General features: G+C 65.0%; 21 protein-coding genes. 10 read left to right on the top strand and 11 right to left on the bottom strand.

All coding sequences use genetic code 11. From position 1 onward, the window contains the following. Positions 1–14 precede the first annotated feature (14 nt). Positions 15–947: an aldo/keto reductase gene (locus tag CH286_RS21955; RefSeq protein WP_032403407.1), complete on the bottom strand. Its 933-nt coding sequence runs from the start codon at positions 945–947 to the stop codon at positions 15–17. 259 nt (positions 948–1,206) lie between these two features. Here CH286_RS21955 and CH286_RS21950 point away from each other — a divergent pair, with 259 nt between their 5' ends. The 5 genes from CH286_RS21950 to mshC all read left to right on the top strand — a co-directional run bounded on the left by CH286_RS21950 (position 1,207) and on the right by mshC (position 5,567). After that, positions 1,207–2,037, top strand: coding sequence for an undecaprenyl-diphosphate phosphatase (locus CH286_RS21950; RefSeq protein WP_032378487.1), 831 nt, complete (start codon positions 1,207–1,209; stop codon positions 2,035–2,037). A gap of 20 nt (positions 2,038–2,057) precedes the next feature. Continuing rightward, on the top strand, positions 2,058–2,765 hold the full coding sequence (locus CH286_RS21945) for a histidine phosphatase family protein (RefSeq protein WP_032403408.1): 708 nt from the start codon (positions 2,058–2,060) through the stop codon (positions 2,763–2,765). Between the two features lie 136 nt (positions 2,766–2,901). Further along, positions 2,902–3,492 carry a DUF3090 domain-containing protein gene (locus CH286_RS21940; protein ID WP_032378488.1) on the top strand — a complete coding sequence of 197 codons (591 nt, stop codon included), beginning with the start codon at positions 2,902–2,904 and terminating at the stop codon, positions 3,490–3,492. 35 nt (positions 3,493–3,527) lie between these two features. Next, positions 3,528–4,301: an SCO1664 family protein gene (locus tag CH286_RS21935; RefSeq protein ID WP_165430252.1), complete on the top strand. Its 774-nt coding sequence runs from the start codon at positions 3,528–3,530 to the stop codon at positions 4,299–4,301. A gap of 24 nt (positions 4,302–4,325) precedes the next feature. Continuing rightward, positions 4,326–5,567 (top strand): cysteine--1-D-myo-inosityl 2-amino-2-deoxy-alpha-D-glucopyranoside ligase, encoded by a 1,242-nt coding sequence (mshC, locus tag CH286_RS21930; RefSeq protein ID WP_032403410.1) that lies wholly within the window; start codon positions 4,326–4,328, stop codon positions 5,565–5,567. Here the strand turns inward: mshC and CH286_RS21925 are convergent. The 8 genes from CH286_RS21925 to CH286_RS21890 form a co-directional block, all read right to left on the bottom strand. Continuing rightward, positions 5,564–6,802, bottom strand: a complete 1,239-nt coding sequence (locus tag CH286_RS21925; RefSeq protein WP_080737279.1) for a DUF2399 domain-containing protein — start codon at positions 6,800–6,802, stop codon at positions 5,564–5,566. The two genes, mshC and CH286_RS21925, sit on opposite strands and share 4 nt — an antisense overlap. Further along, positions 6,792–10,976: a TIGR02680 family protein gene (locus tag CH286_RS21920; protein ID WP_094610369.1), complete on the bottom strand. Its 4,185-nt coding sequence runs from the start codon at positions 10,974–10,976 to the stop codon at positions 6,792–6,794. The genes CH286_RS21925 and CH286_RS21920 overlap by 11 nt, the downstream gene beginning before the upstream one ends. 4 nt (positions 10,977–10,980) lie before the next feature. Further along, positions 10,981–12,396, bottom strand: coding sequence for a DUF2398 family protein (locus CH286_RS21915; RefSeq protein WP_094610368.1), 1,416 nt, complete (start codon positions 12,394–12,396; stop codon positions 10,981–10,983). Further along, entirely contained in the window at positions 12,393–13,868 is a 1,476-nt protein-coding gene (locus tag CH286_RS21910; RefSeq protein ID WP_441347134.1) for a TIGR02677 family protein, read from the bottom strand. The genes CH286_RS21915 and CH286_RS21910 overlap by 4 nt, the downstream gene beginning before the upstream one ends. Before the next feature lie 124 nt (positions 13,869–13,992). Continuing rightward, entirely contained in the window at positions 13,993–14,292 is a 300-nt protein-coding gene (locus tag CH286_RS21905; protein ID WP_037150453.1) for a Rieske (2Fe-2S) protein, read from the bottom strand. Next, positions 14,289–16,778: a nitrite reductase large subunit NirB gene (gene nirB, locus CH286_RS21900; RefSeq protein WP_094610366.1), complete on the bottom strand. Its 2,490-nt coding sequence runs from the start codon at positions 16,776–16,778 to the stop codon at positions 14,289–14,291. Before nirB ends, CH286_RS21905 begins: the two co-directional genes overlap by 4 nt. Next, on the bottom strand, positions 16,778–17,125 hold the full coding sequence (locus CH286_RS21895; protein WP_032377878.1) for a hypothetical protein: 348 nt from the start codon (positions 17,123–17,125) through the stop codon (positions 16,778–16,780). The genes nirB and CH286_RS21895 overlap by 1 nt, the downstream gene beginning before the upstream one ends. A 101-nt stretch (positions 17,126–17,226) precedes the next feature. Beyond that, entirely contained in the window at positions 17,227–18,141 is a 915-nt protein-coding gene (locus CH286_RS21890; RefSeq protein ID WP_052058405.1) for a PAC2 family protein, read from the bottom strand. 152 nt (positions 18,142–18,293) lie between these two features. Between CH286_RS21890 and metH the strand changes: the two genes are divergently transcribed. Genes metH through CH286_RS21865 form a run of 5 tightly spaced genes read left to right on the top strand, consistent with a single transcriptional unit; the run spans position 18,294 to position 24,108 of the window. Next, complete coding sequence (gene metH / locus CH286_RS21885) at positions 18,294–21,863, top strand: methionine synthase (protein WP_094610365.1); 3,570 nt, start codon at positions 18,294–18,296, stop codon at positions 21,861–21,863. Then, positions 21,856–22,527: an HAD family hydrolase gene (locus CH286_RS21880; RefSeq protein ID WP_032403416.1), complete on the top strand. Its 672-nt coding sequence runs from the start codon at positions 21,856–21,858 to the stop codon at positions 22,525–22,527. The genes metH and CH286_RS21880 overlap by 8 nt, the downstream gene beginning before the upstream one ends. A gap of 59 nt (positions 22,528–22,586) precedes the next feature. Then, complete coding sequence (locus tag CH286_RS21875; protein ID WP_032378490.1) at positions 22,587–22,850, top strand: phosphoribosyl-ATP diphosphatase; 264 nt, start codon at positions 22,587–22,589, stop codon at positions 22,848–22,850. Positions 22,851–22,899: 49 nt separating this feature from the next. Continuing rightward, positions 22,900–23,751 (top strand): ATP phosphoribosyltransferase, encoded by an 852-nt coding sequence (gene hisG, locus CH286_RS21870; RefSeq protein ID WP_032377881.1) that lies wholly within the window; start codon positions 22,900–22,902, stop codon positions 23,749–23,751. Beyond that, entirely contained in the window at positions 23,752–24,108 is a 357-nt protein-coding gene (locus CH286_RS21865; protein WP_094610364.1) for a PaaI family thioesterase, read from the top strand. Between the two features lie 13 nt (positions 24,109–24,121). On the opposite strand, the gene CH286_RS21860 is transcribed toward CH286_RS21865, so the two are convergent. Together CH286_RS21860 and CH286_RS21855 are read right to left on the bottom strand one after the other, a co-directional pair. Then, the gene (locus tag CH286_RS21860) at positions 24,122–24,934 is read right to left on the bottom strand and encodes a thioesterase family protein (RefSeq protein WP_176458312.1); all 813 of its coding nucleotides are present in this window, start codon (positions 24,932–24,934) and stop codon (positions 24,122–24,124) included. Beyond that, positions 24,931–25,770 (bottom strand): RecB family exonuclease, encoded by an 840-nt coding sequence (locus CH286_RS21855; RefSeq protein WP_094610428.1) that lies wholly within the window; start codon positions 25,768–25,770, stop codon positions 24,931–24,933. Before CH286_RS21855 ends, CH286_RS21860 begins: the two co-directional genes overlap by 4 nt. Positions 25,771–25,799 lie beyond the last annotated feature (29 nt).

The following is a 25,799-nucleotide window of genomic DNA, read 5'->3' as shown; positions in this document are numbered from 1 at the left end:
AACGACGCGACCGATCAGGCGCTGACGTCGTCCAGGGCGGACGCAATGGCCGCCGGCAGTTCGAGTTCTTCGGCCATCAATGCGCCCATCAGCTGGGCAAGATCGCGGGCACCCACGATAGCGCTGCTCACACCCGGACGATCCCGAGCCCATGCGAGCGCCACGACGAGGGGAGAGGTCGCGAGCCCGTCGGCAGCGGTGACGGCAGCGTCGACGATGCTGACAGCAGAATCGGTCAGGTAGGACAGCACGGATTCGGCGTGCAACTCGTCGGCACCGCGCGAGTCTGCAGGAATTCCGTTGCGGTACTTGCCCGTCAGCACGCCGCCCGCGAGGGGAATTGCGGCCAGGACGCCGATGCCGTGGTGATGTGCTGCGGGAACCAACTCGTCCTCGATCCCGCGGGCAAGCAGGGAGTATTCCGCCTGCGTGGCCACGATCCGACCGGTATCGGCTGCTCCCGCTGCCGTTGCCAACTGCCAGCCGAGGTAGCCGCGGGCACCGGTGTAGCGCACCCGTCCGCTGGTGACGGCATAGTCGAGCGTCGCCGCGACCTCGTCGACAGGCGTCATCGGGTCCCAGGCGGCGACCTGCCACAAGTCGAGATAGTCCGTTCCGAGCTCTCGCAGCGTGGCATCCAGCTGTCCGAGGAGACCACGTCGTGAGCAGTCGACGTCGTACCGGCCGTGGCGCGGGTTCAGTCCTGCTGCACTGCTGATCACCAGTTCGTGCCGGGGGACCACGTCGTCGAGCAACTCGGCGAGTACTCGCTGCGCACGACCGTCCCCGTACGCGGGGGACGTATCGACCAGGGTGCCGCCGGCCTCGGCGAACGCCGACAGCTGTGCTGCGGCATCGTCACCGTCGGTTCCGCTGCCCCAGCCGAGGGTGCCGAGGCCGAGTCTGGAGACTCGGAGTCCGCTGGTGCCGACCGATCTCTGCTTCATATGTGCCGAATGTCCTTTTACGTGTGATCGTCGGTGTCGAACTGCACTGCCGCCAGTGCACAGTAGTGCGCCCGGCCGCTGTCTGTGAATGTGCCGCGCCGCGTCGCTCGGCTCGGTACGAACCTGCCTCGCCGGGTACGGTCGTGCCCGTGAATCGCGAATTCAGGGGGCGTGCCGTCGGCCGCGCATCGGTAACGAACAGTCCATCCGCTTCCATATCGGAGATGTCGATGTCGGAGCGGGGTGCCGCATGATCGACATGACGTGGCTGCAGGCGATCATTCTCGGTGCAGTGCAGGGCCTGACGGAATTCCTACCTATTTCGTCGTCGGGCCACCTCCGCATCGTGTCCGGAGTGTTCTGGAACGAGGACGCGGGTGCCTCGTTCACCGCCGTGACTCAGCTCGGCACCGAAGCTGCTGTGCTGCTGTTCTTCTGGCGCGACATCGTCAGGATCGTCAAAGCCTGGTTCGTCGGACTGACGAAGAAGGACGAACGCGGTCTCGATTACCGGATGGGCTGGTACGTGATCATCGCCACCATTCCCATCGGCGTTCTCGGATTGCTGTTCAAGGATCAGATCCGAACCGGTGCCCGCAACCTGTATCTCATCGCGTTCATGCTCATCGCGTTCGCCATCGTCATCGCGGTCGCGGAGAAGGTCGGTCGCAAGGAACGCCCGATCGAGAAGTTGACCACCCGCGACGGCATCGTGATGGGTCTGGCGCAGTGTCTGGCGTTGATTCCCGGAGTGTCTCGCTCCGGCGCGACGACCAGCGCCGGCCTGTTCCTCGGCCTCGAACGCGAGGCAGCAGTGCGATTCTCGTTTCTACTCGCCATTCCGGCGGTGACCGCCTCCGGATTGTTCTCGCTGCCCGACGCCTTCGAACCGGTCGGCACGGGACTGGCCGCGTCCGGCCCACAATTGCTGGTGGCAACCGTCATCGCCTTCGGCCTCGGCTATGCCTCGATTGCCTGGCTGCTCAAATTCGTCGCGAACCATTCGCTGTACTGGTTCGTCGGATACCGCATCGTGCTCGGCGTCGTGGTGCTCGGTTTGCTGGCCGGCGGGGTCGTATCGGCTACCTGAGCCCCACTAGGCTCAGAGCAATGACAGTCATCTTGCTTCGGCACGGCCGCTCGACTTCGAATACCGCGGGCACTCTCGCAGGTCGCAGTGCCGGCATCGAACTCGACGACCGTGGGCGCGAGCAGGCGCAGGCGGTCGCGGACCGCCTCGGTGAGCTTCCGGTCGCCGAGATCGTCCGTTCGCCGTTGCTCCGGTGTGAGCAGACAGTGGAGCCCTTGGCGGCCAGGCTCGGCATGTCGCCGGTGGTCGAGGACCGTCTGGTGGAAGTGGACTACGGACAATGGACCGGCCGGACGATCAAGGAATTACTGGCCGAGCCCCTGTGGAAGGTGGTTCAGCAGCATCCATCGGCAGCTGTGTTTCCCGACGGCGAGGGCCTGGCGACGGTGCAGCAGCGCGCGGTGCAGGCCGTGCGCGAGCACGACGCCCGGTTGGCTGCGCAGCACGGCCGGGACGTGCTGTGGGTGGCATGCTCACACGGCGATGTCATCAAGTCGGTGCTGTCGGACGCGATGGGTGCCCACCTGGACTCCTTTCAGCGCATCGTCGCCGACCCGGCGTCGATCAGTGTCGTTCGATACACCTCGACGCGGCCGTTCGTTCTGCGGACCAACGACACCGGGTCCGATCTCAGTGCATTCGTGCCGAAAGCCGAGGAGCCCGACACGTCGGAATCGGATAATTCGAGCTCTTCCGACGCGGTAGTCGGCGGTGGAGCCGGCAGCTGAGGCGGGCGATTCGGCACCGAAGCCCCCATCGGTGGCAGGCTGGAGAGCAAGCAATACCGTCCGTGGTCGATCTGTGGCCGATAATGAAGGTTCCGCGATGTGCCACGCGGAGTAGTTCGAGTCGTTAGGAGGTGCAATGCCGCGCGCAATACACGTTTTTCGCACCCCTGATCGTTTCGTTGCCGGGACCGTTGGTGAACCGGGCGACCGAACGTTCTTTCTGCAAGCGGTGCACGACGCACGAGTGGTGTCGGTCGCGCTGGAAAAGCAGCAGGTTCAGGTCCTGGCCGACCGGGTGGGACTTCTGCTCGAGGAAGTGCACCGCAGATTCGGAGCCGATGTGCCGGCCGAGGAAACGGACACGGTGGACACCAGCCCGCTTCTGACACCGATCGACACCGAATTTCGTGTCGGCACGATGGGACTCGGCTGGGACGCCGATGCCAATGCAGTCGTGGTGGAACTGCTTGCTGTCAGTGAGGTCGAGGTGGACGAATCCGTCGTACTCGACGACACCGACGAAGGCCCCGATGCAGTCCGAGTGTTCCTGACTCCGGTTCAGGCCCGCGAATTCGCGGTCCGATCCGAGCGCGTGATCGCAGCGGGTCGCGCGCCGTGCCCGTTGTGCGGACAGCCGTTGGCACCCGAGGGACACGTCTGCATCAGAACCAACGGATATCGCCGCGGTGCGACGTTCGGACCGGTGACCGAGGTCGACGAGTCTTGACCGTCGACCTGCCTCCGTTCGAGGGCCGCGAAACGATGGAGACCGGCGAGCTCACGATCGTCGGGCGGGTGGTCTCGGCCAGCAACGCCACGTTGGTGTGCGAAGCGGGCGAGGGCGATTCGTCTGTCCGGTGCGTCTACAAGCCCGTTCGCGGGGAGGTGCCGCTATGGGACTTCCCCGACGGCACTCTCGCCGGCCGCGAGGTTGCGTCCTACGAGATATCCGAGTCGCTCGGCTGGGGTGTCATACCTCCGACGGTTCTGCGCGACGGGCCGTTCGGGCCCGGAATGGTGCAGAAGTGGATCGACACACCCGAGGTTCACGCCGAGGGACGGGTCGATCTCGTCGACATCTGTCGACCCGATCTGGTACCCGCAGGATGGATTCCGGTGCTGCAGGCGTACGACGGCGACGGAGAAGAGATCGCGCTGATCCACGCCGACGATCCGCGTCTGCAGCGGATGGCAGTCCTCGACGTGATCCTCAACAACGCCGACCGCAAAGGCGGACACGCGCTCGAAGGGCTCGACGGATACGTGTACGGGGTCGATCACGGCATCTGCCTGCACGCTGAGAACAAGTTGCGCACGGTGCTGTGGGGATGGGCCGGCCAGGCGGTGGACGACGCGTTGATGAACGACGTCGTTCGGTTCGTCGAGACCTTCGACGCCGTCACCGCCCCGCGTCTGGTGGACAAGATCACGCTGACCGAAGCCATCGCAGTTCTCGATCGGGCGCAGGAGCTCATTGCACGCCCGGTCATGCCGGAGCCTCGTTCGAGCAGACCCATACCGTGGCCCGCCTTCTGATCGGGCTCGGATAGGCTCGGCTGCATGCATTCTTGGTCCAGCCCGGAGATCCCGACAATCCCAGGACAGGGTCCAGCGCTTCGATTGTTCGACACCGCCGACCGCCAGGTCCGTCCCGTCACCCCGGGTTCGACCGCCCGCATGTACGTCTGCGGCATCACCCCGTACGACGCCACCCATCTGGGACACGCAGCGACCTACCTGACGTTCGACCTGATCAACCGGTTGTGGCGGGATGCCGGTGTCGACGTGCACTACGTGCAGAACGTCACCGATGTCGACGATCCGCTGTTCGAGCGTGCCGATCGCGACGGTGAGGACTGGCGCGACCTGGGGGCACGCGAGATCGAGCTCTTCCGCGCCGACATGGAAGCTCTGCGGGTGATCCCTCCTCGCGACTACATCGGGGCCGTCGAGTCCGTCGACGAGGTCGTCGAACTGGTGGAGAAGTTGGTTGCGTCCAAGGCCGCCTACGTCGTCGACGACGCCGAGTACCCCGACGTGTACTTCCGCGCCGACGCCACCGAGCAATTCGGCTACGAGTCCGGATACGACCGCCCCACGATGGACACGTTCTTCGCCGAGCGCGGTGGCGATCCAGATCGCGCAGGCAAGCGAAATTCACTCGACGCATTGTTGTGGCGCGCGGTGCGTCCCGGCGAACCGTCGTGGCCGTCGCCGTGGGGCCCCGGCCGACCGGGTTGGCACATCGAGTGTGCCGCAATCGCACTCAATCGAATCGGAACCGGCTTCGACATCCAGGGCGGCGGAAGCGATCTCATCTTCCCGCACCACGAATTCTCTGCGGCCCACGCCGAGGCCGCGACCGGTGATCCCCGCTTCGCCCGCCACTACGTGCACACGGGAATGATCGGGCTGGACGGCGAGAAGATGTCCAAGAGCCGCGGCAACCTGGTGTTCGTCTCCAAGCTCCGCGCCGAGAACGTCGATCCGGCCGCTGTGCGTCTCGGGCTGTTGGCGGGTCACTACCGGCAGGATCGACCGTGGTCCGACGAGGTCCTCGAACGGGCTCACACCCGGCTCGCGCTGTGGCGTCGGGCAGCGGCGCTCGAGGCGGCGGCGTCGGCCGACGACGTGATCAACCGGCTCCGGCAGCACCTGGCCGACGACCTCGACACACCCAAGGCGCTCGACGCTCTCGACGCGTGGGCTAGTTTTGCAGTCGAGCGGGGTGGATCGGATGCAGGTGCACCCGGTGCCTTCGCCGATGCCGTCGACGCGCTGCTCGGAGTGCCGCTGCGTTAGTTCGCGGGCCCCAGGCGTAGATCCGCCAGCAGATCCGGGATCAGTCGTTCTTCCATGACCGCACGACCCGAATCACGGAGTGCGGCAGCCAGTTCCGGGTCCCACGGACTGTCCGTGGGATGTCCCTTCAGTGGTTCCGAATTCCGCGCATCCAGTCCGTGACGGTAGGAATCGACATCCATTCGCCACGGTGACGCGCCGTATCGATCCACGGCTCGTTTCACCATGTGCAGTCCGGCCCAGTCGAAGTCGGCACGCCACTCGATGGCGGTGTCGGGAGCGCGCGAAGCCAGCAGCCGATGCACCGCGGCCGACGGCTGGCCGTCGGTGCAGATCACGCTTGCGCTGCTCGAGCCGAGAGTTCGGGCTGCAGCAGCGAGCACAGCGATGTTCTCGCAGACGAACACTCTCGACGAGCTGTTCGTGAGCGGGCCACGCGCGAGCATGTCCACGGTGACGGGAAAAGGCACGCCCTCGTCCGCTGCGTCGTTGAGCCAACGAGCCACCGTGTGGTTCTCGTCGACGCGGTAGCCGAGAACCAGGACCCGACTCGACAGTGCGTCGACCGACACCCCGGCCGTCTCCCACAGCGCCCTGATGCCCACCGGGTCGACGGGTCGAGGCACGTTCTCGCACAACGACAGTGCGTCGAGGACGAGCTTCGCGGCTCCTCCGCCCGCGAGGGCCTTGGTATCACCGGTGGCCAGTTCCGCCAGCTCGGTGAGCGACATCCCGTCCACCGGAAGCAGGGCCAGGACCTGCGTTGCCACCGCCAGTGCGTCGACGGCGACGCGGCCGCCGAGCGTGCCGTCCTGATTGAGCAGCGAGGCGATCCAGTACTCGATCCACTCGCGATCGGTACCACCGCCGAGTACCTCCCTGGCTCGATCCAGAGCGTCCGCCCGCATCTGAGCCTTGTCCGCAGCGATGCGCTTCTTGTCCTGCAACGGGGCCTGCTCGGTGAGAGTGTCGATCAATCCGGCGCCACCATTGAGCGGATGGCGCAGCCACGCGTCGAACCGCTCGAGATCGAGCTTGGTGCTCCGCGCCCGAGAATGCAGACTGGAGTTGGACCGAGAGATGGCGCTGCACAGACGCCACAGCTCCGGGGCATCGCTCAGATCGACGGTGATGTTGCCACCGACCCGAAGCCAGTTGGACTCCAACTTCTTTCGTGCAGCATCCAGCAGCGCAGACAATTCCGCGCTGCCCCGCCATTCGCCGTTACTGGACAAACTCCAGCCCGCCTTCGGTTCGGGTCGGCACACGGCGAGTCAACGGTGATCCGAGTGCGGCCGCGAGGTCGGTGCCGTCGTGTTCGGCGAACAGTTCGCCGTTCTCCCACACCAGAAGCGCTGCACTGACGGTGTTCTCGGCCGTCGAATGCGCCAGGTCGTAGTGCGCGCAACCGGGGACGTCCGCGTAGGTGATCCACAGGTCGTAGCCGGTCATGAACAGGTCGAGGTCGAATTGCACACTCAGGCCCAACAATTCGCTGCGGCCGTTGTCGTCGACACCGGCGAACGCCTCGTCGAGAGCGAGCAGACGAGGGGAGTGCGGATCGGCGGACGAGAGCATCACGTGCGCTGCCGCGAACAGCGGCAGGTGCAGCGACACAGATTGCTCGCCGCCGGAGAGCGCACTGTGCCGGGCGACGGTCAGGCGATCCTCGTTGCCGTCCCCACTGATGAGCGTGAAGGCGAACACCCGCCAACGGCGATAGTCCAGTGTCGCAGAAAGGATCTCGGGGTACGACCGTTCCGGATGTGCGGCACGGGCAATCCTGATCTCCGACGCGAAGTGGGCGCGCATCGCGGCCAGGTCGTCCTGGTTCAGCGCCGAGGCGTCGCGGTCCAGCAGTTTGGACACCGCCCGCGCCCCGTCGTCGAGGTTGTCCGCGAGCACCCAGTGCACGCCGATCGTGTTGCCCGAGGACATCCGGCGTTGCTTCATCTCGGCGGACATCTGAGCGATCAGCTCGCGGGCGTCGACAGTGCGTTCGTGGATCTGCTGCGCCAGACCGGTCAGCAGGGCATCCTCGAGAATCCGGCGCTCCTGCTCGGTCAGCAACAGTTCCTGGTCGGCCCTGGCCGAACCGATTCGGTCGGCGAAGTCTCCGACCGACGAATAGCCCTGCTCGTCCTGCACTCGTACCACCGTCAAACCGTCCGGCGCATCCCATTGCAGACGGTAGTCCTGACCCGATGCGGCCAGTTGCGAGTCGAACTCCTGCAGCGCACTCGTCAGCGCCGTTCGGGTCGACTTCCGGCTCGAGTCACTCACTTTCACCGACGCCGTCGCCGCGTCGAGTGCCGAATGCAACGCGCTCACCACCGGTGGAAGCACCGGATCGACGTCGTCCGGGCCGTCGGCCTGCTGAACTCGATACAGGATCTGTTCGACCGTCAGCCACGCCGAGTCACTGGCCGGCCACGCGTACGTCTCGTGGACGCCGAGGATGGCGAGCAGATCCTTGCGGGCGTACGGCGCGAGCCGCACCGCATCGGTCAGGGTTTCGGTGACCGCGGCGCGCAGGGTTTCGAGTGCCGTGTTGCAGGCACCCTCGGCCTTGCCGATCGCTTCGCCGGCTTCCTTGTCCGCTTTTCGGGCTGCCCGCTGCTCGACGCGGCATTTCTCGATGCGTTCGCGTGCGTTCTCGAGATCGGTGTCGATCTGTTCGGCGGTAGCACCGAGCTTCTCGCTCAGGAGCTCGAGGCGTTGCACCTGCTGCCGGTAGTTCTCGTCGGCTATCGCGGCTTCCTCGGCGAGCTCCTCGGCCAGACCGGTCGCTTCCTCGAGGCGGTTGGTGGCTTCGCGGGCCCGCTCGCTCTCGCGCGTGTGGTCGCTGCGCTTGCGGATGACCACCGCGCCCTGGTGCTCGAAATGGCGAATCGCTGCGGCAAGGGCATCGACATCGCGTCCGATGTGAGGGGTGCGATGGGCGACGGCGACGGTGCGCAGTTGCTTCTCCTTCGCGGACAGATCCGCGATCGCCTGATCGAATTCGCGGTCGGCGGCTACGGAACCATCCTTCGAGGTGCGCAGCGCTCCAGCGGCGGCCGTGACGGCGCGTTGTGCCTTCACGATGGACGAGACACGGGGGAGTTGTTTGGCGGCCGCGCCCAGAGCCTGCACCCGCTCGCGTGCCGCCAGCTCGTCGGCCGTCGCGGTCTCGAGCGCAGCCGTTGCCGTATCGATCGCGCTGCCGAGTTCGGCGATGCGCTGCTCCCGCCGGCGAGCCCGCGCCGTGGCACCGATGTACTCGGCGTCCGGTTTCGCGTGTCGACCCCGCTGCACACCCTGCCAGTATCGGCCGTCGACACTTACCGCGACAGCGCCGCCCGATCGATCGTTCGGCTCCTGCTGCAATGCAACGGATTCGAGCAGATCCAGGACTCGGGACGCCGGTACGGCCGTTCCGGGTTCCGGTTCCAGAACGGACGCCAACGTTGCCCCGGAAGGCCTGGAGGCCTCCGGTAGCGGCACCAGATACTGCTCCGAGTCTGCGTCGGCGGGGAAGTCCGCGGTCGGGTGGATCCAACCGTCGAGCACATTGGCGGCCTGCAACGCGGATTCGATCCCCGCCGCGTCGGCAGGGGACACCGCGTCGGAAAATCGAACCAGCTGCCACAGCGGTGCGCCCGAGATATCTGCACGGCTGTCGGTCCGCGCAGCGAACGGCGGTGGGGCGTCGTCGTGTTCGGCTCGAACCAGAGACAGTTCGTCGCGCAGCGCATTCAGTTCGGCCGAGCGCGTGGACACGTCGACGCGTGCCTGTGCCTGCCGGGCACGAATTGCGTCGATACCGTCTGCGGTCTGCTCGGCGAGCACCGATTCCAGGCTCGGGGCGTCGTCGTCGCCGATGCCTGCCAACGCCGCGTCGAGGGCGTCGAACACAGCGGAGGTGATGCCCGCGGAGGAGTACAGCGCCGAGTTGTTTGACCACCAGGTCCGCAGTCCCGAAGCGAACTGCGCCTTCTCCAGATCCACGGTCGCCTCGGCCTCGGTGACCGCTGCCGCCGCTGCCTCCAGCAAGTCGCGCGCCTTCGTTGCAGCCTTCTCCGCGCGAGCACGTTCCGTGGACGCCTTCTCGACGGTTGCCAGCGCCTCACGAACCGCGCGTACGTCACCGTCCCGCTCCTCGGCGTGCCCTCGAAGAGCGGTACCGATCTGGTCACTGCGAGCCGTACCCGGCAGCGGTGTCCACACGATGCCCGCGTCCTCGGCTGCAGTCTGCAGCTCTTCCTCCGCGCGGGTCACCCCGGAGACGGAATCCCGGAGTGCGGCGTCCGCTCGAGCTGCCTCGGCGGTGCGCTGTTCCAGTTCTGCTTGCGCTTTGCGTGCCCGGTCGGCCTGCTGCGCCGTCGATACTTCCAGCTTTGCCGCAGATTCGGCCAGGTCGTTCAGTTGCTGCTTGCCCTCGTAAGCGCTCGAGCGCTGCAGTGTTTCGCGGTCTGCGACGGCCTGATCCAGTGCACGCTCGGCCTCGTCGAATCGAGTTTCGGCTGCCGCACGCTCCACCAGTCGACGGTCCTTCAGCGCCGACGCCGCGAAGTGCGCAGTGGTCGCGTGGGTTACGGTCTCGAGCCGGCGCGAGACTTGCTCGACATCCGAACGAGTTTGCACCCGAAGGTATTTGGAATAGACCGACACGAAGTTCCTGGCTGCCTGGTCGGCTTGAGCCAGCCCTTCCAGCGCACGTCCCACTTCCTCCATGTCACTGAAGGATCGTGCGGCCTCGAGCACCAGTTGCTCGTCGAGAGGACGCAGACCATCGGTCAGCGCTTGGGACAGTCCCTTCGGATCGAGATTCTTGGCCAACTGCGGACGGCGAAGTGTCAGAATCAGATTGATCAACTGGTCGTAGCGTTGCGCGCCGAGCCCGAACATCCGGGCATCGATCGCGGCACGGTAGTCGACAGGTCGATCGGTGATGGCATCGCTGCCCAGTTGTTCGGCCAGCTGCTTCTTCGTCAACGGTCGGTCGTCGGAGCCCAACAACGAGAAGTCGACGCCAACTCGGCCGTCGGCCACGAAGTACCAGCGGGTCACCTTGTCGTTCTGACGGCTGGCCCGCATGCCGATGCCTACCGTCACCGATTCGGGGTCCTCGCGCGAGCCGCGGCCGAACTCCATCCACACGTACGAGTGAGCGCTTTCCTGCCCTCGGTAGAGCAGGTTGGACTTCATGGTTCGCTCTTCACCGGCGAACGGATTGAGTCGGCGCGGTTCGATGCGACCATCGAGGACGAAAGGAAACAATACTTCGAGCGCTTTGGTCTTGCCGGATCCGTTGGGCCCACGCAGCACCAGGCGACCGTCGGCGAAGGAGAACTCCTGATCGCGGTAGTCCCACAGGTTGACGATCCCTGCTCGTGTCGGCCGAAAACGTGTCGAGTGTGCGGTCATCTACTCAAGCCTCTACTTCGGATGGATCGGTGCTGGGGGATTGTCCGTTGCCGAACAGTGAGTCCTGCGGGGTCCGATCACGCACGCTGACCATCACGTCTCGGTAGCGCGCGATCACCGGCAGTACCAGCGCGCCGCCGGACACGCAGTGCACCAGGCGAAGTCGATGCAGTAGTGCCAGTGCACGCAGCCGTAGGCCGTCCCGATCGCTCTGCCACTGAGCAGCGAAGGTGCGGCCGAAACGTTCGACGAGATCATCGACGACCGTGGTCAACCAACTGTCCTCGATCAACGGATACAGCTTCTTCTCGTTCACACTGTCGAATGTCGTTGCGTCGGAACCGAACCCGAACTCGGCGAGATCACCGAAGATCCCACCGTCGGGAATGGCACTGTCCAACTGCTCGATCAGGGCGTCACCGTCGGGTAGGGGGTAGGTCGCCAGAGCGGGTGCATCCGGATCGATCACTCGGTCCGAGATTTCACCGGCGATCAACAACGCTACCTGGGCAATGGTTCCGGTGCTGGGGAAGCGGTGGTCCGACAGCCGACCCGAGGTGTCGATGAGTGCCACCCCCTCGGAACGGCGCTCGGCAACGAGACCGGTCAGCAACTCGACGTCGGCAACGGTGCGCGATGCGGCCAGGGCAGTGCGGCCGTCCGGGTCGAGATCGTCGAGGTAGACGACCGGTTGCTCGACCAACGCTCGGCGTACTGCACGTAGCGTTTCCTTCGGGTCTGCTTCGCGTCCGGAGTCGGTGTGTCCTGGATCGGAATCGTCGAGATCGATCGCGGCGTCCGTGCCGGCCAACAGACCGCGAATCGATCGCAGATGCTGGACGGCGCGAGGCGGCCGGAAGAGAGCGACGACGACAGGCCGGTCGATGTCGTAGAGGGCCTCGCCTGCGGACGGATTGTTCGCCCAACCGGTGGCGTCACCGTCGGCCAATGCGATCGCACCGCGGGTCGCAAGCCAGCCGATCGCGTCGACGAATGCGTCTCGGTCGCTCGCTCGGTCGGTCGTCAGCTCTACTCCGTCTACTTGACTTGCTTCTGCCGCAACATGATCGGCAAGCTCGGAGAGGGTGATCTGGTTGCCCGCCCTGCCGAGTGCCGCCAGTGCCAGTGCCAGATACGCGTATCTACGTCGGTCGAAGATTCGGTCGGTGGCTGTTCGGGCGGGTTGACTGTCGTCGAGCCGATCGATCACCGGGTACAGACGTGCCGTGGTCTCGGTGACCTCGAGGCGATACCCGAACAGTTCGAGCAGGTCCTCGCGTAACTCGGTGGCCCATCTGCGCAGCAGAGGCAGCGCAATCCTATCGGGATACGTCGTGGTCACCAGGTGATTCGACAGCGCGACCCGGGCGGCCCGCTGGTAGGAATCCAGTGCGAGGGTGGAGATTTCGCGAGCTCTCATCGGCGAGCGACCTCGCTGACATCGAGAGACAGGCGGTCCAGATGCAGGCGTCCCCGGCTGGTCCGCACGATCGTCGAACGGTCGCTGTCACTCAGCGTCAAGCGCACGCCGCTGTCCGATCCGGACGAGTCGGAGGTCCGCCCACTCACCCGTACCCGCGCCGTGAGTGCAGCGTTCAGCAGGCTCAACAGCACCTCGGTTTCCTGCTCGTTCAGAATTCGGTCGTGGATTCCGGCCGACGCAAGCGACTGCGCTGCGGCACTGCGTGATCGCTGCGCGTGCAGTTGCTGCTCCCGAAGCCGCCTGATGCCGCCGTCGTTGCGCTGCACCCGACCCGGAACGCCGGGGGTCGGGGTGCGTCCGGTCTCGGCCAGGGTGCGGGAAATCTCGACCGGTGGAGCCTCCCACCACGATCGGGACGTCGAGATGATGTCGGCATCGGGATGCACCATCGACAGGTGCCTGGGCCTGCCGAGACCGAACACTGCGTGAAACAGGGCGTGTGCGCTGTCCTCGGTAGGCGTGGCCGCGAACCAGCCGGCCAGATGCCGCAATTGGCTTTCCCTGCTCACGCCACCCCTGCGGGTCTCCGTGACGCGGCGTAGGAGCGACAGCACGGCGGCAATCGCGCTCATCGTGCCTTCGCGGAGTCGCTCGGACTCGCTGAGTTCGGACTCCGCCGCGACGAACCAGTGCGACAGGCCGGCCCAGCGGTCGGTCCAGTCGGCTCGCCGTTCGTCGACGGAGAGAAATACTCGTTCGTCGCTGATCGCGGCGCGCTCGACGAGCTCCTCGATGCCGGTGCTCTCGACGAGCGCGATCGCCTCCGCCAGCTTCGGGGCGTAGCGGGTGAGATCCGAGCTGAACTCGCGCATGTGCGTCAGCAACGCATCCTTGTGGACCAGAAACGACTCGGGAGTGATCTCGGTGGTGCGCACCAGATCGCCCAGCACCAAGTAGAAATGTGCGGCGCGGGTCGCCATCTCCGACAGCGTCGAATCGAGTCTGCTCAGCTTGCGGTAGATGCGATCGCCGTCGGCCTGACGGTTCGCCTCGGCCAGCTCGTGCATGTCGGCCAGCAGCTCGGGCAACACCAACCGCGACAGTGACGCGTCGTCCAGGCGGGCGCCGAGCACGTCCTCGACCGCGCGGTACGCCTTGTAGCCGGCCTGGCCGAACTGGTAGACGAAGTGACGGTTGCGGTATTCGGCGAGGGTCGCCGCGCGGGTGCCGTCGTAGCTGCGTTCGAGCAGGCCCCAGGCGTGGAGCTGATCGAGGAGGGGCGCGATGTCGAGTGTGGTCAGTGCGGCGTGCCGACCGGGGCTGCGGGCGATGAGGTCGGCCACGTCTCCGGAGTGCAGCAGGACGACGTAATTGGCTCGTGCGGTGTCGAAGGCCCGCAGGACTGCCAGGTACTCGGATCGCTTCTCGGCAACGGCGAACGAGAACAGACCGAGACGGTCCTCCTCCACGAACGCGTTCACGGCGCCCAGCCGTGCGTCCTCACCTGAATCGCTCACTGGAACAGGGTAGGGGGTAGGAGTGGAGCCTGCGGAATGACCCTGGCCACGGGTCTCGGTCGTTCAACCGTGCCGGTTAGAGCTCGACGGTCACTTTCCCGTCCACCACTGCGGCGGGGTAGGTGCGCACGGAGTCGATGCCGCTGGGGCAGGAGCCGTCGTCGAGCGAGAACGTGTACTGATGGAGTGGGCAGACGACGATGGATCCGTCGATCTGACCGTCCGCCAGTGGCCCGCCCTTGTGTGGGCAGATGGCGTCCATCGCCCGCACCGAACCGTCACCGAGCAGGAACACAGCCACCTGCTTGCCGTCCACCACGTAGGCCCTGCCCTCACCGGGCGTCAGGTCCTCGACCGCCCCCACCGGCACGCTCATCGGACCGGCACCTGTGGCAGCGGAAGCAGTGGCAGCGACGGGGTGAACTGCGCGGGTGATCTGGGTGCCGCGCGGTCCTGCCACGGGTCGACGTAGCCGTCCACCGATGCCTGCATTCGCTCGTCGAGTCCGGCCACGATGCCGTCACGGTCGTCGATCAGCACGCTCTGCAGTTCTTCCAGGCCGAGGCGCGGAACCCACGCGTACGTTCGCTCGAGCCATTGGGCGTTCTCGCGGTAGTGCTGAATGAACCTGCCTGCCACGGTCAGAACCTCCTCGGCCCCCGTCACGGTAGCCAGTAGATCGCCCTTGCGAATGTGTGCGCCTGCCGCGCCTCCGACGTAGATCTCCCACTTGTCCTCGCCCACCGAGACGACGCCGAAGTCCTTGCACAGTGCCTCCGAACAGTTGCGAGGGCAGCCTGCTACCGCGAGCTTCAACTTCGCCGGAGTCTCCAGGCCTTGGAACCGCTCTTCGAGGGCGATACCGAGAGCAGTCGAGTCGCCGAGGCCGAAGCGGCAGAAGTCGCTGCCCACGCAGGTCTTCACCGTGCGCATGCTCTTGCCGTACGCGAACCCCGAGGGCATGTCCAGATCGCCCCACACCTTCGGCAGGTCTTCCTTCTTGATGCCGAGCAGGTCGATGCGTTGTCCGCCGGTCACCTTGACCAGCGGAACGCTGTATTTGTCTGCGACGTCGGCGATCTTTCGCAGCTGATCCGGTGTGGTGACGCCACCCTTCATCTGCGGCACCACCGAGAACGTGCCGTCCCGTTGGATATTGGCGTGCACACGATCGTTGATGAACAACGCGCCGCGCTCGTCCACCCAATCCGGACCCCACACGGTGCGCAGCAACGACGCCAACGGCATCTTGGCGGCGGCGTCCTCGAGGCCGTCGGTCGCGAGCGTTGTGAACACCTGCGACACCGCCCGCAGATCCTGCGCTCGGACGGCGTCGATCAGTTCCGGCTTCGTCATCGGGATACACGGCACGTACCAGTCCGCGGTGGGGTCTGCTTCGACGGCACCGCCCGCTGCGCACGCGATGATGTCTTTCACCAGCCCCTTGCACGAGCCGCACCCCTTGCCCGCGCGGGTCTTCGCGGTCACGTCGCTCAGATTCTTGGCACCCGCGTGCACGCAGGCCACGATGGCACCCTTCGTGACACCGTTGCAGTTGCACACCTGGACGTCGTCGGCCAATTCCGCGGCTCCTGTTGCCGCAGAGGGAGTTCCCATATCGAAGAGCATGCTGATGCGCTCGTCGGGCAGTGGTACTTTCTCGTCGAATGCCTGAGTCAGGAAGTTGGCCTTGGAGATGTCGCCCAGCAGAGTGGCACCGACCAGTTTGTTGCCCCGCACGATCACCGACTTGTACGTGCCACTGCGCGGCTCGTAGAACTGGACGAACTCGTCGTCGTCGCGCTCGGGGGCGGTGATCCCCATCGAGGCGACGTCGACACCGGCCACCTTGAGCTTGGTCGTCAGACGCGAACCATGATACGCCGCAGTGGGATTCGCACCCGTGAGCACGTCGGCCAATACGACGGCCTGCTCCCACAGTGGCGCAACGAGGCCGTAGACCTCGCCGCGATGTTGGCAGCATTCACCGACGGCGTAGATGGAACCTTCGTCCTCGCAACGTAATTGGTCGTCGACCACGATTCCTCGTTCGATCACCAAACCGCCGGCGCGAGCGAAGTCGACACTGGGGCGGATACCGGCGGTGACGACGACCATGTCCGCAGCAAGCGAGGTGCCGTCGTTGAACCCGACGCCGGTGACGACACCGTCCTCGGAACGCAACACCGAGGTGGTTCTCTTCGAGGTGTGCACTCCGACCCCGAGCGACTCGATCTTGTTGCGCAGCACTCGTCCACCGCGCTCGTCGAGCTGCTGGTTCATCAAGTGTCCGGGGGAGTGCACCACGTTCACGTCGAGCCCCTGGGTCCGCAGACCGTACGCGGCTTCGAGTCCGAGCAGTCCGCCGCCGATGACGACGGCGCAGACGTCGTCGCGAGACTCTGCCATCTGCAGCATGCCATTGGTGTCTGCGATGGTCCGGAAGCCGAACACACCGCGTGCCAGTCTGCCGTCGGATTCGCGGAGACCGTCCATGTTCGGGAAGAACGTGTTGCTTCCCGTTGCGATGATCAGCACGTCGTAGTCGACGGACCGACCGCTCTCGCACACAACGGTCTTGGAGAATCGATCCAACGACACGGCACGATCGCCCACGTGCAGTGTCACGCCGTTGTCGCTGTACCAACTCATGGGATTGAGGATCAGATCCTCGTCATCGACGGTGGTCTCACCGGACAGCACGTGCGAAAGCATGATTCGGTTGTAGTTGCCGTACGGCTCGTCGCCGATCATCGTGATCTCGAACAACGACCTGCCGTCACGCTCGAGGATCTGCTCGACCGTTCTCGCGCCGGCCATTCCGTTGCCGATCACCAACAGCCGCTGCTTGCCTGCAGTCATCAGACGAGCACCAGACCGAAATCGACGACGACCTCTCCGGTGGTTCCGGCCGGGGCAGCGACGACCAACTCGAGGACGGTGTCCGGATCGACGTCCTCGACCACACGGAGGGGGATGTTGACCCCACTCTTGGCTCCCATCGGGAAGATGCGCATCGGGCTACCGTCGCGCAGCAGAGTCACGACCACGAGTTCGTCGCTGGAGTTTCCACCCCGGAAGTACAGCGGTTGGGCCGTCACACCCTCGGGCACGACGAAACTCAAGCTGGGATCGATCAACTCGGGCTTGTCCAGGCCGTTGCCGGAGAAGGAGAAGACGCCTTGCAGAAATCGTGGTGTGCTGGCCATACCCACGAGATTGCGGTGTCGGGGTGACGCCACCGATGCGGTGACGTTACGTCGGCATCAGAAATACCTCACCGAGCCCCGGTTCATCGTGTGCGCTCGGGTCAGAGTCCGAAGTTGCCGGGGCCGCGGCGCCTCAGGTACTTCTCGAACTCGGCTGCAATGGCGTCGCCGTCGATCTTCGCTATCGCGTCGGACATGTCCACCTCGGCATCGCCGCGCTCTTCGAGGCTGCGCACGTATTCGCTGATCTCCTCGTCCTCTTTCGTCATCTCGTTGACCGCTTCTTCCCACTCCTCGGCCTGGGTGGGAAGTTCGCCGAGCGGTACCTCGATGTCGAGCACGTCCTCGACCCGCTGCAGCAATGCAACGGTCGCCTTGGGATTCGGCGGCTGCGAGACGTAGTGGGGCACGGCGGCCCAGAACGACACCGCAGGGACGCCGGCCTTCACGCATTCGTCCTGCAACACGCCGGTGATTCCCGTCGGGCCCTCGTATCGGGTCTGTTCGAGATTGAACTGTTCGGCCGACTCGGTGCTGTAGGCGGTGCCGGTGACCGGAACGGGCCTGGTGTGCGGGGTGTCGGCCAGCAGTGCTCCCAGGATGACGACGGTCTCGACGCCGAGCTGTTCGACGAACTCGAGCAGGTCGTCGCAGAAGCTGCGCCACCGCATGTTCGGCTCGATGCCGCGCAGCAGCACCACGTCACGGTCGCTGCCGGGAGGCGAACACACCGACAACCGAGTCGACGGCCACTCGATCTCACGGGTGACACCATCTACCTGGCGAACCGTCGGTCTGTTGACCTGGTAGTCGTAGTAGTCCTCCGAGTCCAGCTCGGCAAGAGGACTGGCATCCCAGATCAGCTCGAGGTGCTCGACGGCACCGCTCGCCGCATCGCCCGCGTCGTTCCAGCCCTCGAAAGCAGCCACCAGGATGGGGGAGCGCAACTCGGGAATGTCCTCGTCAAGATCGTCGAGGTCTGTGGCATTGGCCACAGCGTCGTGGACGGCCTCGATCAACGCGGCGTCGAGCGGCACGGCCGAGTCGGCACCCGGAATGTCCGTATTTTCGGTAACGTCGTCGTTCGGGGACTGGCCATCGAGGTTTCGGGGACTCACCACGACAGCCTACGACCCGAGGGAACTGCGGTGCCCACTACTCTGTAGTGATGCCCGATCAACACAAGCCCGGTCTGCTCGATGCGATTTCACGTCGCGTTGTCATCGGCGACGGAGCGATGGGCACGATGCTCCAGGACGCCGACCTGACTCTCGACGATTTTCTCGGTCTCGAGGGATGCAACGAAATTCTGAACGCCACCCGGCCCGACGTGCTGCGCGAGATCCACCGCGAGTACTTCGCAGCCGGTGCGGACGCCGTGGAAACGAACACGTTCGGATGCAACCTGCCCAACTTGGCCGATTACGACATCGAGGATCGAATTCGCGAGTTGGCCGAGAAAGGCACCCGGCTCGCCCGCGAGACCGCCGACGAAATGGGCCCCGGCCGCGACGGGATGGACCGATACGTCCTGGGTTCGATGGGCCCCGGGACCAAGCTCCCCACACTCGGACATGCTCCGTTCGCCCGGCTGCGCGACGCGTACACCGAAGCCGCTCTGGGAATGATCGACGGCGGAGCCGATGCCATTTTGGTCGAGACATGCCAGGACTTGCTTCAGGTCAAGGCCGCGATCATCGGTAGCCAGCACGCGATGGACAGGCTGGGCGTCCGTATTCCGATCATCACCCATGTGACGGTCGAGACGACGGGTGCGATGCTCGTCGGCAGCGAGATCGGTGCAGCGCTCACTGCGCTCGAACCGCTCGGAATCGACATGATCGGCCTCAACTGCGCCACCGGTCCGGCCGAGATGAGTGAGCACCTGCGCCATCTGTCCAAGCATTCGCGGCTGCCGGTGTCGGTGATGCCCAATGCCGGTCTGCCGACGTTGGGTGCAAAGGGAGCGGAGTACCCGCTGACCGCACCCGAACTGGCCACGGCGCTGAGCGGTTTCGTCAACGAGTACGGGCTGGCTCTGGTCGGCGGTTGCTGCGGAACCACCCCCGAGCACATCCGTCAGGTTGCCGACATGGTGCACTCAGCCACGAAGCTCGAGCGCCGGCCCGCGCCGGAGCCGGGTGTCTCCTCGCTCTACACTGCCGTTCCGTTCGAGCAGGACGCCAGCATCCTGATGATCGGTGAGCGCACCAACTCCAACGGCTCCAAGGCATTTCGCGACGCGATGCTGGCCGAGGACTACGAGAAGTGCCTCGACATCGCCAAGGATCAGACGCGCGACGGGGCGCACATGTTGGACCTCAACGTCGACTACGTCGGCCGCGACGGTGCCGCCGACATGGCCGCGCTCGCAAGCAGATTGGCGACCGCGTCGACGCTGCCGATCATGCTCGACTCCACCGAACCGGCCGTACTCGAAGCCGGTCTGGAGCACCTCGGCGGCCGTAGCGCCGTCAACTCGGTCAACTACGAGGACGGCGACGGGCCCGATTCGCGGTTCCAGAAGATCATGCGTCTGGTCAAGGAACACGGTGCCGCCGTCGTCGCCCTCACCATCGACGAGGAAGGCCAGGCCCGTACGGCCGAATGGAAGGTGCGTGTCGCAGATCGCCTGATCACCGACATCACCGAGAACTGGGGCCTGCGCCACGAGGACATCATCGTCGACACCCTCACCTTCCCGATTTCCACCGGCCAGGAAGAGGTTCGACGCGACGGCATCGAGACCATCGAGGCGATCCGGCAGCTCAAGGAGAAGTATCCGAAGGTGCACACCACCCTCGGGTTGTCGAACATCTCGTTCGGTCTCAATCCCGCTGCACGCCAGGTGCTGAACTCGGTCTTCCTGCACGAGTGCACACAGGCCGGCCTCGATACCGCCATCGTGCACGCGTCGAAGATCCTGCCGATGAACAAGATTCCCGACGAGCAGCGCGAGACCGCTCTGGATCTGGTGTACGACCGCCGCCGCGAAGGCTACGACCCGTTGCAGAAGCTGATGCAGCTGTTCGAGGGCGTCTCGGCAGCATCGGCCCGGGAATCTCGCGCTGAGGAACTGGGTCGTCTGCCACTGTTCGAGCGACTCGAACGCCGCATCGTCGACGGCGAACGCAACGGTCTCGACGTCGATCTGGATGCAGCGATGACCGAGAAGCCGCCGCTGGAGATCATCAACGAGACGTTGCTCTCGGGCATGAAGACCGTGGGGGAGCTGTTCGGTTCCGGTCAGATGCAGTTGCCGTTCGTGCTCGCCTCCGCCGAGGTGATGAAGGCTGCGGTGGCGTATCTGGAGCCGCACATGGAGGCGACCGACGACGACGGCAAGGGTCGTATCGTGCTCGGTACCGTCAAGGGCGACGTCCACGACATCGGGAAGAACCTCGTCGACATCATCCTGAGCAACAACGGCTACGAGGTCGTCAATCTCGGTATCAAGCAACCGATTTCGACCATCCTCGAAGCCGCGATAGACAAGCGCGCCGACGTGATCGGGATGTCCGGGCTGCTGGTGAAGTCGACCGTCGTCATGAAGGACAACCTGATCGAACTCAACTCCAAGGGCGTCGCGGAACAGTTCCCGGTCCTGCTCGGTGGAGCAGCGTTGACGCGGTCGTACGTCGAGAACGATCTGCAAGATGTGTACGAGGGTGACGTCCACTATGCGCGAGACGCATTCGAGGGCCTGCGTTTGATGGACACCATCATGACCACCAAACGCGGTGGGGGTCCGGCTCCCGACAGTCCGGAGGCACTCGAAGCGAAGGCCAAGGCCGCCGAGCGCAAGGAACGCCATGAGCGGTCCAAGCGCATCGCGGAGAAGCGCAAGGCTGCGGAGGCACCGGTCGTCGTGCCCGAACGATCCGATGTCGCAGCCGATATCGACATCCCGGTTCCGCCGTTCTGGGGTACTCGCATCGTCCGAGGCGTGTCCTTGGCCGACTACTCGGGTCTGCTCGACGAGCGTGCGCTGTTCCTCGGGCAATGGGGCCTGCGCGGTGCTCGCAAGGGTGAAGGTGCCACCTACGAAGACCTGGTGGAATCGGAAGGCAAACCGCGCCTGCGGTATTGGCTGGATCGCCTGAGCACCGACGGCATACTCGCACACGCCGCACTGGTGTACGGGTACTTCCCGGCGGTGTCCGAGGGCGACGACGTCGTCGTGCTCACCGAGCCCGAACCCGATGCACCCGAACGCTTCCGATTCACGTTCCCCCGTCAGCACCGTGACCGATTCCTCTGCATCTCGGATTTCGTTCGGTCGCGTACGGCTGCACGAGAATCCGGCCAAGTCGATGTTCTGCCGATGAACCTGGTGACAATGGGCCAGCCCATTGCCGACTTCGCGAACGAGCTGTTCGCTGCCGACTCGTACCGCGACTATCTCGAGGTGCACGGAATCGGTGTGCAGCTCACCGAGGCGTTGGCCGAATACTGGCATCGTCGAGTGCGCGAAGAACTGAAACTGTCCGACGGCAAATCGATCGCCGCGGAGGATCCCACCGAGGCCGAGGGGTACTTCAAACTCGAATACCGCGGTGCTCGTTACTCGTTCGGCTACGGGGCATGCCCCGATCTGGAAGACCGGATCAAGCTCGCCGCTCTGCTCGAGCCCGAGAGAATCGGCGTGAAGCTCTCCGAGGAGCTGCAGCTCCATCCCGAACAGTCGACCGATGCGTTCGTACTTCATCACCCGGAGGCCAAGTACTTCAATGTCTAGTGGAATTCACCTGCAGGGTGTCCTGTGGGACATGGACGGCACACTGCTCGATTCCGAGAAGATCTGGGACGTCGCGATCGGTGAGTACTCACGAAATCTCGGGACGGAACTCAGCGCAGAAGTGCGCGAGAGCACCCTCGGAAATTCGATGTGGGATGCACTACGCAAGGTCCTGGCACACGCATCGGTCGAGGTCACCGACGAGCACCTGACCGAGGGTCGTGAGTGGCTGACGACCCGTGTCGGGGACCTGTTCGCCGAGGGTATTCCCTGGCGGCCCGGTGCCAAGGATGCGCTCGCTCTGGTTCGCGAGATGGGTCTGTCCACCGGGCTCGTCACCAACACCGAGCGCGGTCTGGTCGAGCGAGCGCTGGATACGTTGGGCCGCGAATACTTCGACATCACGGTCACCGGCGACGAGGTGGAGGTCGGTAAACCGCATCCAGCGCCGTACCTGCGCGGTGCCGCACTGCTCGGCGTGGACGCTGGAGCCTGCCTCGCGGTCGAGGACTCGCCTACGGGCTCACTGTCCGCGCACACTGCAGGATGCCCCGTGCTGGTGGTTCCCTCGGAGATCGCCGTGCCGCCGGCTCCTGGGTACACCATTCGTGACGGTCTTGTCGGTCTCACCGCCGACGACGTCCGGCGGGCCTGGGCAGCCTGATTCCTCGAATCTCGACCGAATTGATTCCGCTGGATACCGACGTGAAAGAATACGAATCCGTGAAGACTTTCGATTCCCTGTTCGCCGAGCTCACCGACCGCGCGAAGACCCGCCCGGAGGGCTCGGGCACCGTCGCAGCGTTGGATGCGGGAGTTCATTTTCAGGGCAAGAAGGTTCTCGAAGAAGCGGGCGAAGTGTGGATCGCAGCCGAGCACGAAAGCGACGAGGCGCTCGCCGAGGAAATCTCGCAGCTGTTGTACTGGGTCCAGGTGATGATGGTGGGCAGGGGCATCGAGCTCGAGGACGTCTACCGACATCTGTGAGTCGAGGACCCGCATGTCTCCCACGAACTCACCGAAGAAGGAAAACTCCATGCTGCGCGTAGCCGTACCCAACAAGGGCGCTCTCTCCGAGTCCGCCGCAGAGATTCTCAGCGAGGCCGGCTATCGGCGCCGAAGCGACTCGAAGGACCTGACGGTTCTCGATCCAGCGAACGGCGTCGAGTTCTTCTTCCTCCGCCCCAAGGACATTGCGATCTACGTCGGATCCGGCCAGTTGGATCTGGGCATTACCGGCCGCGACCTGGCCCTCGATTCGGGTGCTGCCGTCGAAGAGCGCTTGGCGCTCGGATTCGGCCGCTCGACGTTCCGCTACGCGGCGCCCGCGGGCAAGGAATGGGCACCCGAGGACTTGGGCGGACTCCGCATCGCCACGTCTTACCCCAATCTGGTGCGCGCGGACTTGGCGCAGCGGGGGTTGGAGGCCACGGTCATCCGCCTCGACGGCGCGGTCGAGATCTCCATCCAGCTCGGGGTCGCCGACGCCATTGCCGACGTCGTCGAATCGGGCCGATCACTGCGCCAGAACAACCTGGTGGCCTTCGGTGAATCGCTCTGCGATTCGGAGGGCGTACTCATCGAGCGCGCAGGCACCCCGGGTACCGATTCCGCGCGTAAGCAGCTCATCGCCCGCGTGCAAGGCGTCGTATTCGCACAGCAGTACCTGATGCTCGATTACGACTGCCCGAAGTCGATTCTCGACGAGGCCGTCAAGATCACCCCGGGCATCGAGTCGCCCACGCTGGCGCCGATGGTCGACGACAACTGGGTTGCCGTGCGCGCCATGGTTTCTCGCAAAGTTCACAACAACGTCATGGACGAGCTCGCCGAGTTGGGGGCAAAGGCTATCCTGGCGTCCGACATCAGGTCGTGCCGCGCCTTCTAGATCCGGCGGGCTCGACTCGTCTCCACCGACGGTGGCATCGTAGAGGTTCGCCTCAGTAACCGACCCGAGCTCCGACAGCAACACGGCTTCGTGCACGGTGGCGTCATCAGCTATCTGGCCGACAATGCCGTGACGTTCGCCGGCGGAATCGCGCTCGGCGGCGACGCGGTGACCGCGCACTGCACCGTCGATTTCGCGAGGCCGGCAACCGGCGAGTATTTGATCGCCCGCGCGCACTCGGTCTCGTCGACCCGAAACCAGGCTGTCTGCCACTGCACCGTGTATTCGATCGACGGGGACACGGAACGGATTGTCGCGGTGGCTCAGGGCACCGTCGTGACAGCGCGCACGTCCTGATCGGTCGCTGCCGTCAGTTGCGACGCCGGACCAGGACCGTCTGCGCGATTCGGCCGACCGGACCCAGTTCGTCGCTCAGAGTGCCAGCACACATGGCGATTCCGTCCGGACCGGTGGAGGTTTCGGCCGAGACTCCGACCCAGTCACCCTGAGGCACCCTGAACACGTGCACTGTCAGGTCGGTGTTCAAGAAGGTCCATTCGTCGATCGGTAATTTCGCGCCGATTCCGTTCGCGATGTCCGCAATCGAGAACAGTCGCTCCAGCGGAGTCATCGATTCACCCTGGACGAGAACAGGTTTGGGCCTGGCCCAGATCTCGCCGGGACCATCGGCACCGAGCCCGGTGAGAATCTTGAACTCGACGGCGTCGAGATAGCCCGACGACCATGTGCCCCCGAAGGTGTAGTCGACTCCGTCTCCCACCGGCTTCATCACCGGGTCGCCGACGTGTTCGACGTCCTCCGTCGGTGTGGTGCGCATACGCCACGCGCTGCCGCGAGCCACCGCCCGAGCCGTGCCGGACGAACTTTCCGCCCACAATTCGGCAACAACGAGTTCGACGTTGCCCCCGGGGCGCTCCGTCCATGCCCGAATCTCGATGTCCGCGACCGGAATCGGACCGAGTATGTCGACCGCGACTCGACTGATACGGGTGTCCTCCCGAGCGTCGACGCGCTCGAGTGCACGGACCAGTAGAGCGGACGGCGGAGCGCCGTGCTGCATCGTCGGTGCCCACAGACTGACGGTGTTCTCGGTGGCCGTGACCCTCTCGAAGCCGTTCTTGCCGACACCGGCGGGAACGAAGAAGGCGTCCGGAATGGTCACAGCTCGGGCTCCGTCTGTTCCGATGCGACCTGCGGCCAACCCGGGTACGGCGGGGGAGTGCCGCCGAACTCGGGACACAGGGCCTGGTGGTCGCACCACTTGCACAGTGCGCCTTTCTTGGCGCGAAAGTCACCGGTCTCGCCTGCGGCCAGAATCGCTTTCCAGATGGCGGACAGCATGCGCTCGAACCTGCGCAGCTCGTCTTCGTCGGGAGCGTAGGTCAGTTCCTGCTTGTCGGCCAGATACATCAATTTCAGTTGCGCCGGAACGACTCCGCGCATGCGCATGATCATCAAGGCGTAGAACTTCATCTGGAACAACGCCTTGGACTCGGTGAACTCCCGCGGTGCCCGACCGGTTTTGTAGTCGACGACGCGAATCATGCCGTTGGGTGCGACGTCGATTCGATCGATGAATCCCCGAAGCGGCGTGCCGTCGTCCAGATCGATCTCCACCCGTTGCTCGCAGGACTCGGGCTCGAAGTGAGTAGGGTCCTCGAGTTCGTAGTATCCGGCGACCAGAGCCCGAGCGCGATCGAGAAAAGCCGTCCGCTCGTCGGCCGGAACCAACGACTCGATGGCGGGCGACTGGGCAACCACTCGCTCCCACGCCGGATCCACCAGGTCGCGCGCAGTCGTCGGCACTCGGTCCTGCGCAGGCAACGCGTAGAGAGCCTCCAGTGCGGCATGCACCACAGTTCCCTTGACCTGAGCTTCGGTGGACACCTCCGGAATGCGGTCGACCGCGCGAAAGCGGTAGAGCAGAGGACACTGCTTGAAATCGCCTGCGCGGGAGGGCGACAACGCCGGCGTGCTGCGGGGGCTCGGCACCGCCAGCGGCGGTCGCGCCCTGTCGCCGAGGTCGA

The organism is Rhodococcus sp. WWJCD1, assembly GCF_002258735.1.
In the GTDB taxonomy this organism is placed as follows: domain Bacteria; phylum Actinomycetota; class Actinomycetes; order Mycobacteriales; family Mycobacteriaceae; genus Rhodococcoides.
The sequence above is the reverse complement of the archived record's forward strand: the minus strand, read 5'-3'. Positions and strand labels throughout refer to the sequence as shown.

Coding starts and splice junctions, on each gene's coding strand:
- CH286_RS21955 (WP_032403407.1), bottom strand. CDS start 947: ATGAAGCAGAGATCGGTCGGCACCAGCGGACTCCGAGTCTCCAGACTC.
- CH286_RS21950 (WP_032378487.1), top strand. CDS start 1,207: ATGACGTGGCTGCAGGCGATCATTCTCGGTGCAGTGCAGGGCCTGACG.
- CH286_RS21945 (WP_032403408.1), top strand. CDS start 2,058: ATGACAGTCATCTTGCTTCGGCACGGCCGCTCGACTTCGAATACCGCG.
- CH286_RS21940 (WP_032378488.1), top strand. CDS start 2,902: ATGCCGCGCGCAATACACGTTTTTCGCACCCCTGATCGTTTCGTTGCC.
- CH286_RS21935 (WP_165430252.1), top strand. CDS start 3,528: ATGGAGACCGGCGAGCTCACGATCGTCGGGCGGGTGGTCTCGGCCAGC.
- mshC (WP_032403410.1), top strand. CDS start 4,326: ATGCATTCTTGGTCCAGCCCGGAGATCCCGACAATCCCAGGACAGGGT.
- CH286_RS21920 (WP_094610369.1), bottom strand. CDS start 10,976: ATGACCGCACACTCGACACGTTTTCGGCCGACACGAGCAGGGATCGTC.
- CH286_RS21915 (WP_094610368.1), bottom strand. CDS start 12,396: ATGAGAGCTCGCGAAATCTCCACCCTCGCACTGGATTCCTACCAGCGG.
- CH286_RS21905 (WP_037150453.1), bottom strand. CDS start 14,292: ATGAGCGTGCCGGTGGGGGCGGTCGAGGACCTGACGCCCGGTGAGGGC.
- nirB (WP_094610366.1), bottom strand. CDS start 16,778: ATGACTGCAGGCAAGCAGCGGCTGTTGGTGATCGGCAACGGAATGGCC.
- CH286_RS21895 (WP_032377878.1), bottom strand. CDS start 17,125: ATGGCCAGCACACCACGATTTCTGCAAGGCGTCTTCTCCTTCTCCGGC.
- metH (WP_094610365.1), top strand. CDS start 18,294: ATGCCCGATCAACACAAGCCCGGTCTGCTCGATGCGATTTCACGTCGC.
- CH286_RS21880 (WP_032403416.1), top strand. CDS start 21,856: ATGTCTAGTGGAATTCACCTGCAGGGTGTCCTGTGGGACATGGACGGC.
- hisG (WP_032377881.1), top strand. CDS start 22,900: ATGCTGCGCGTAGCCGTACCCAACAAGGGCGCTCTCTCCGAGTCCGCC.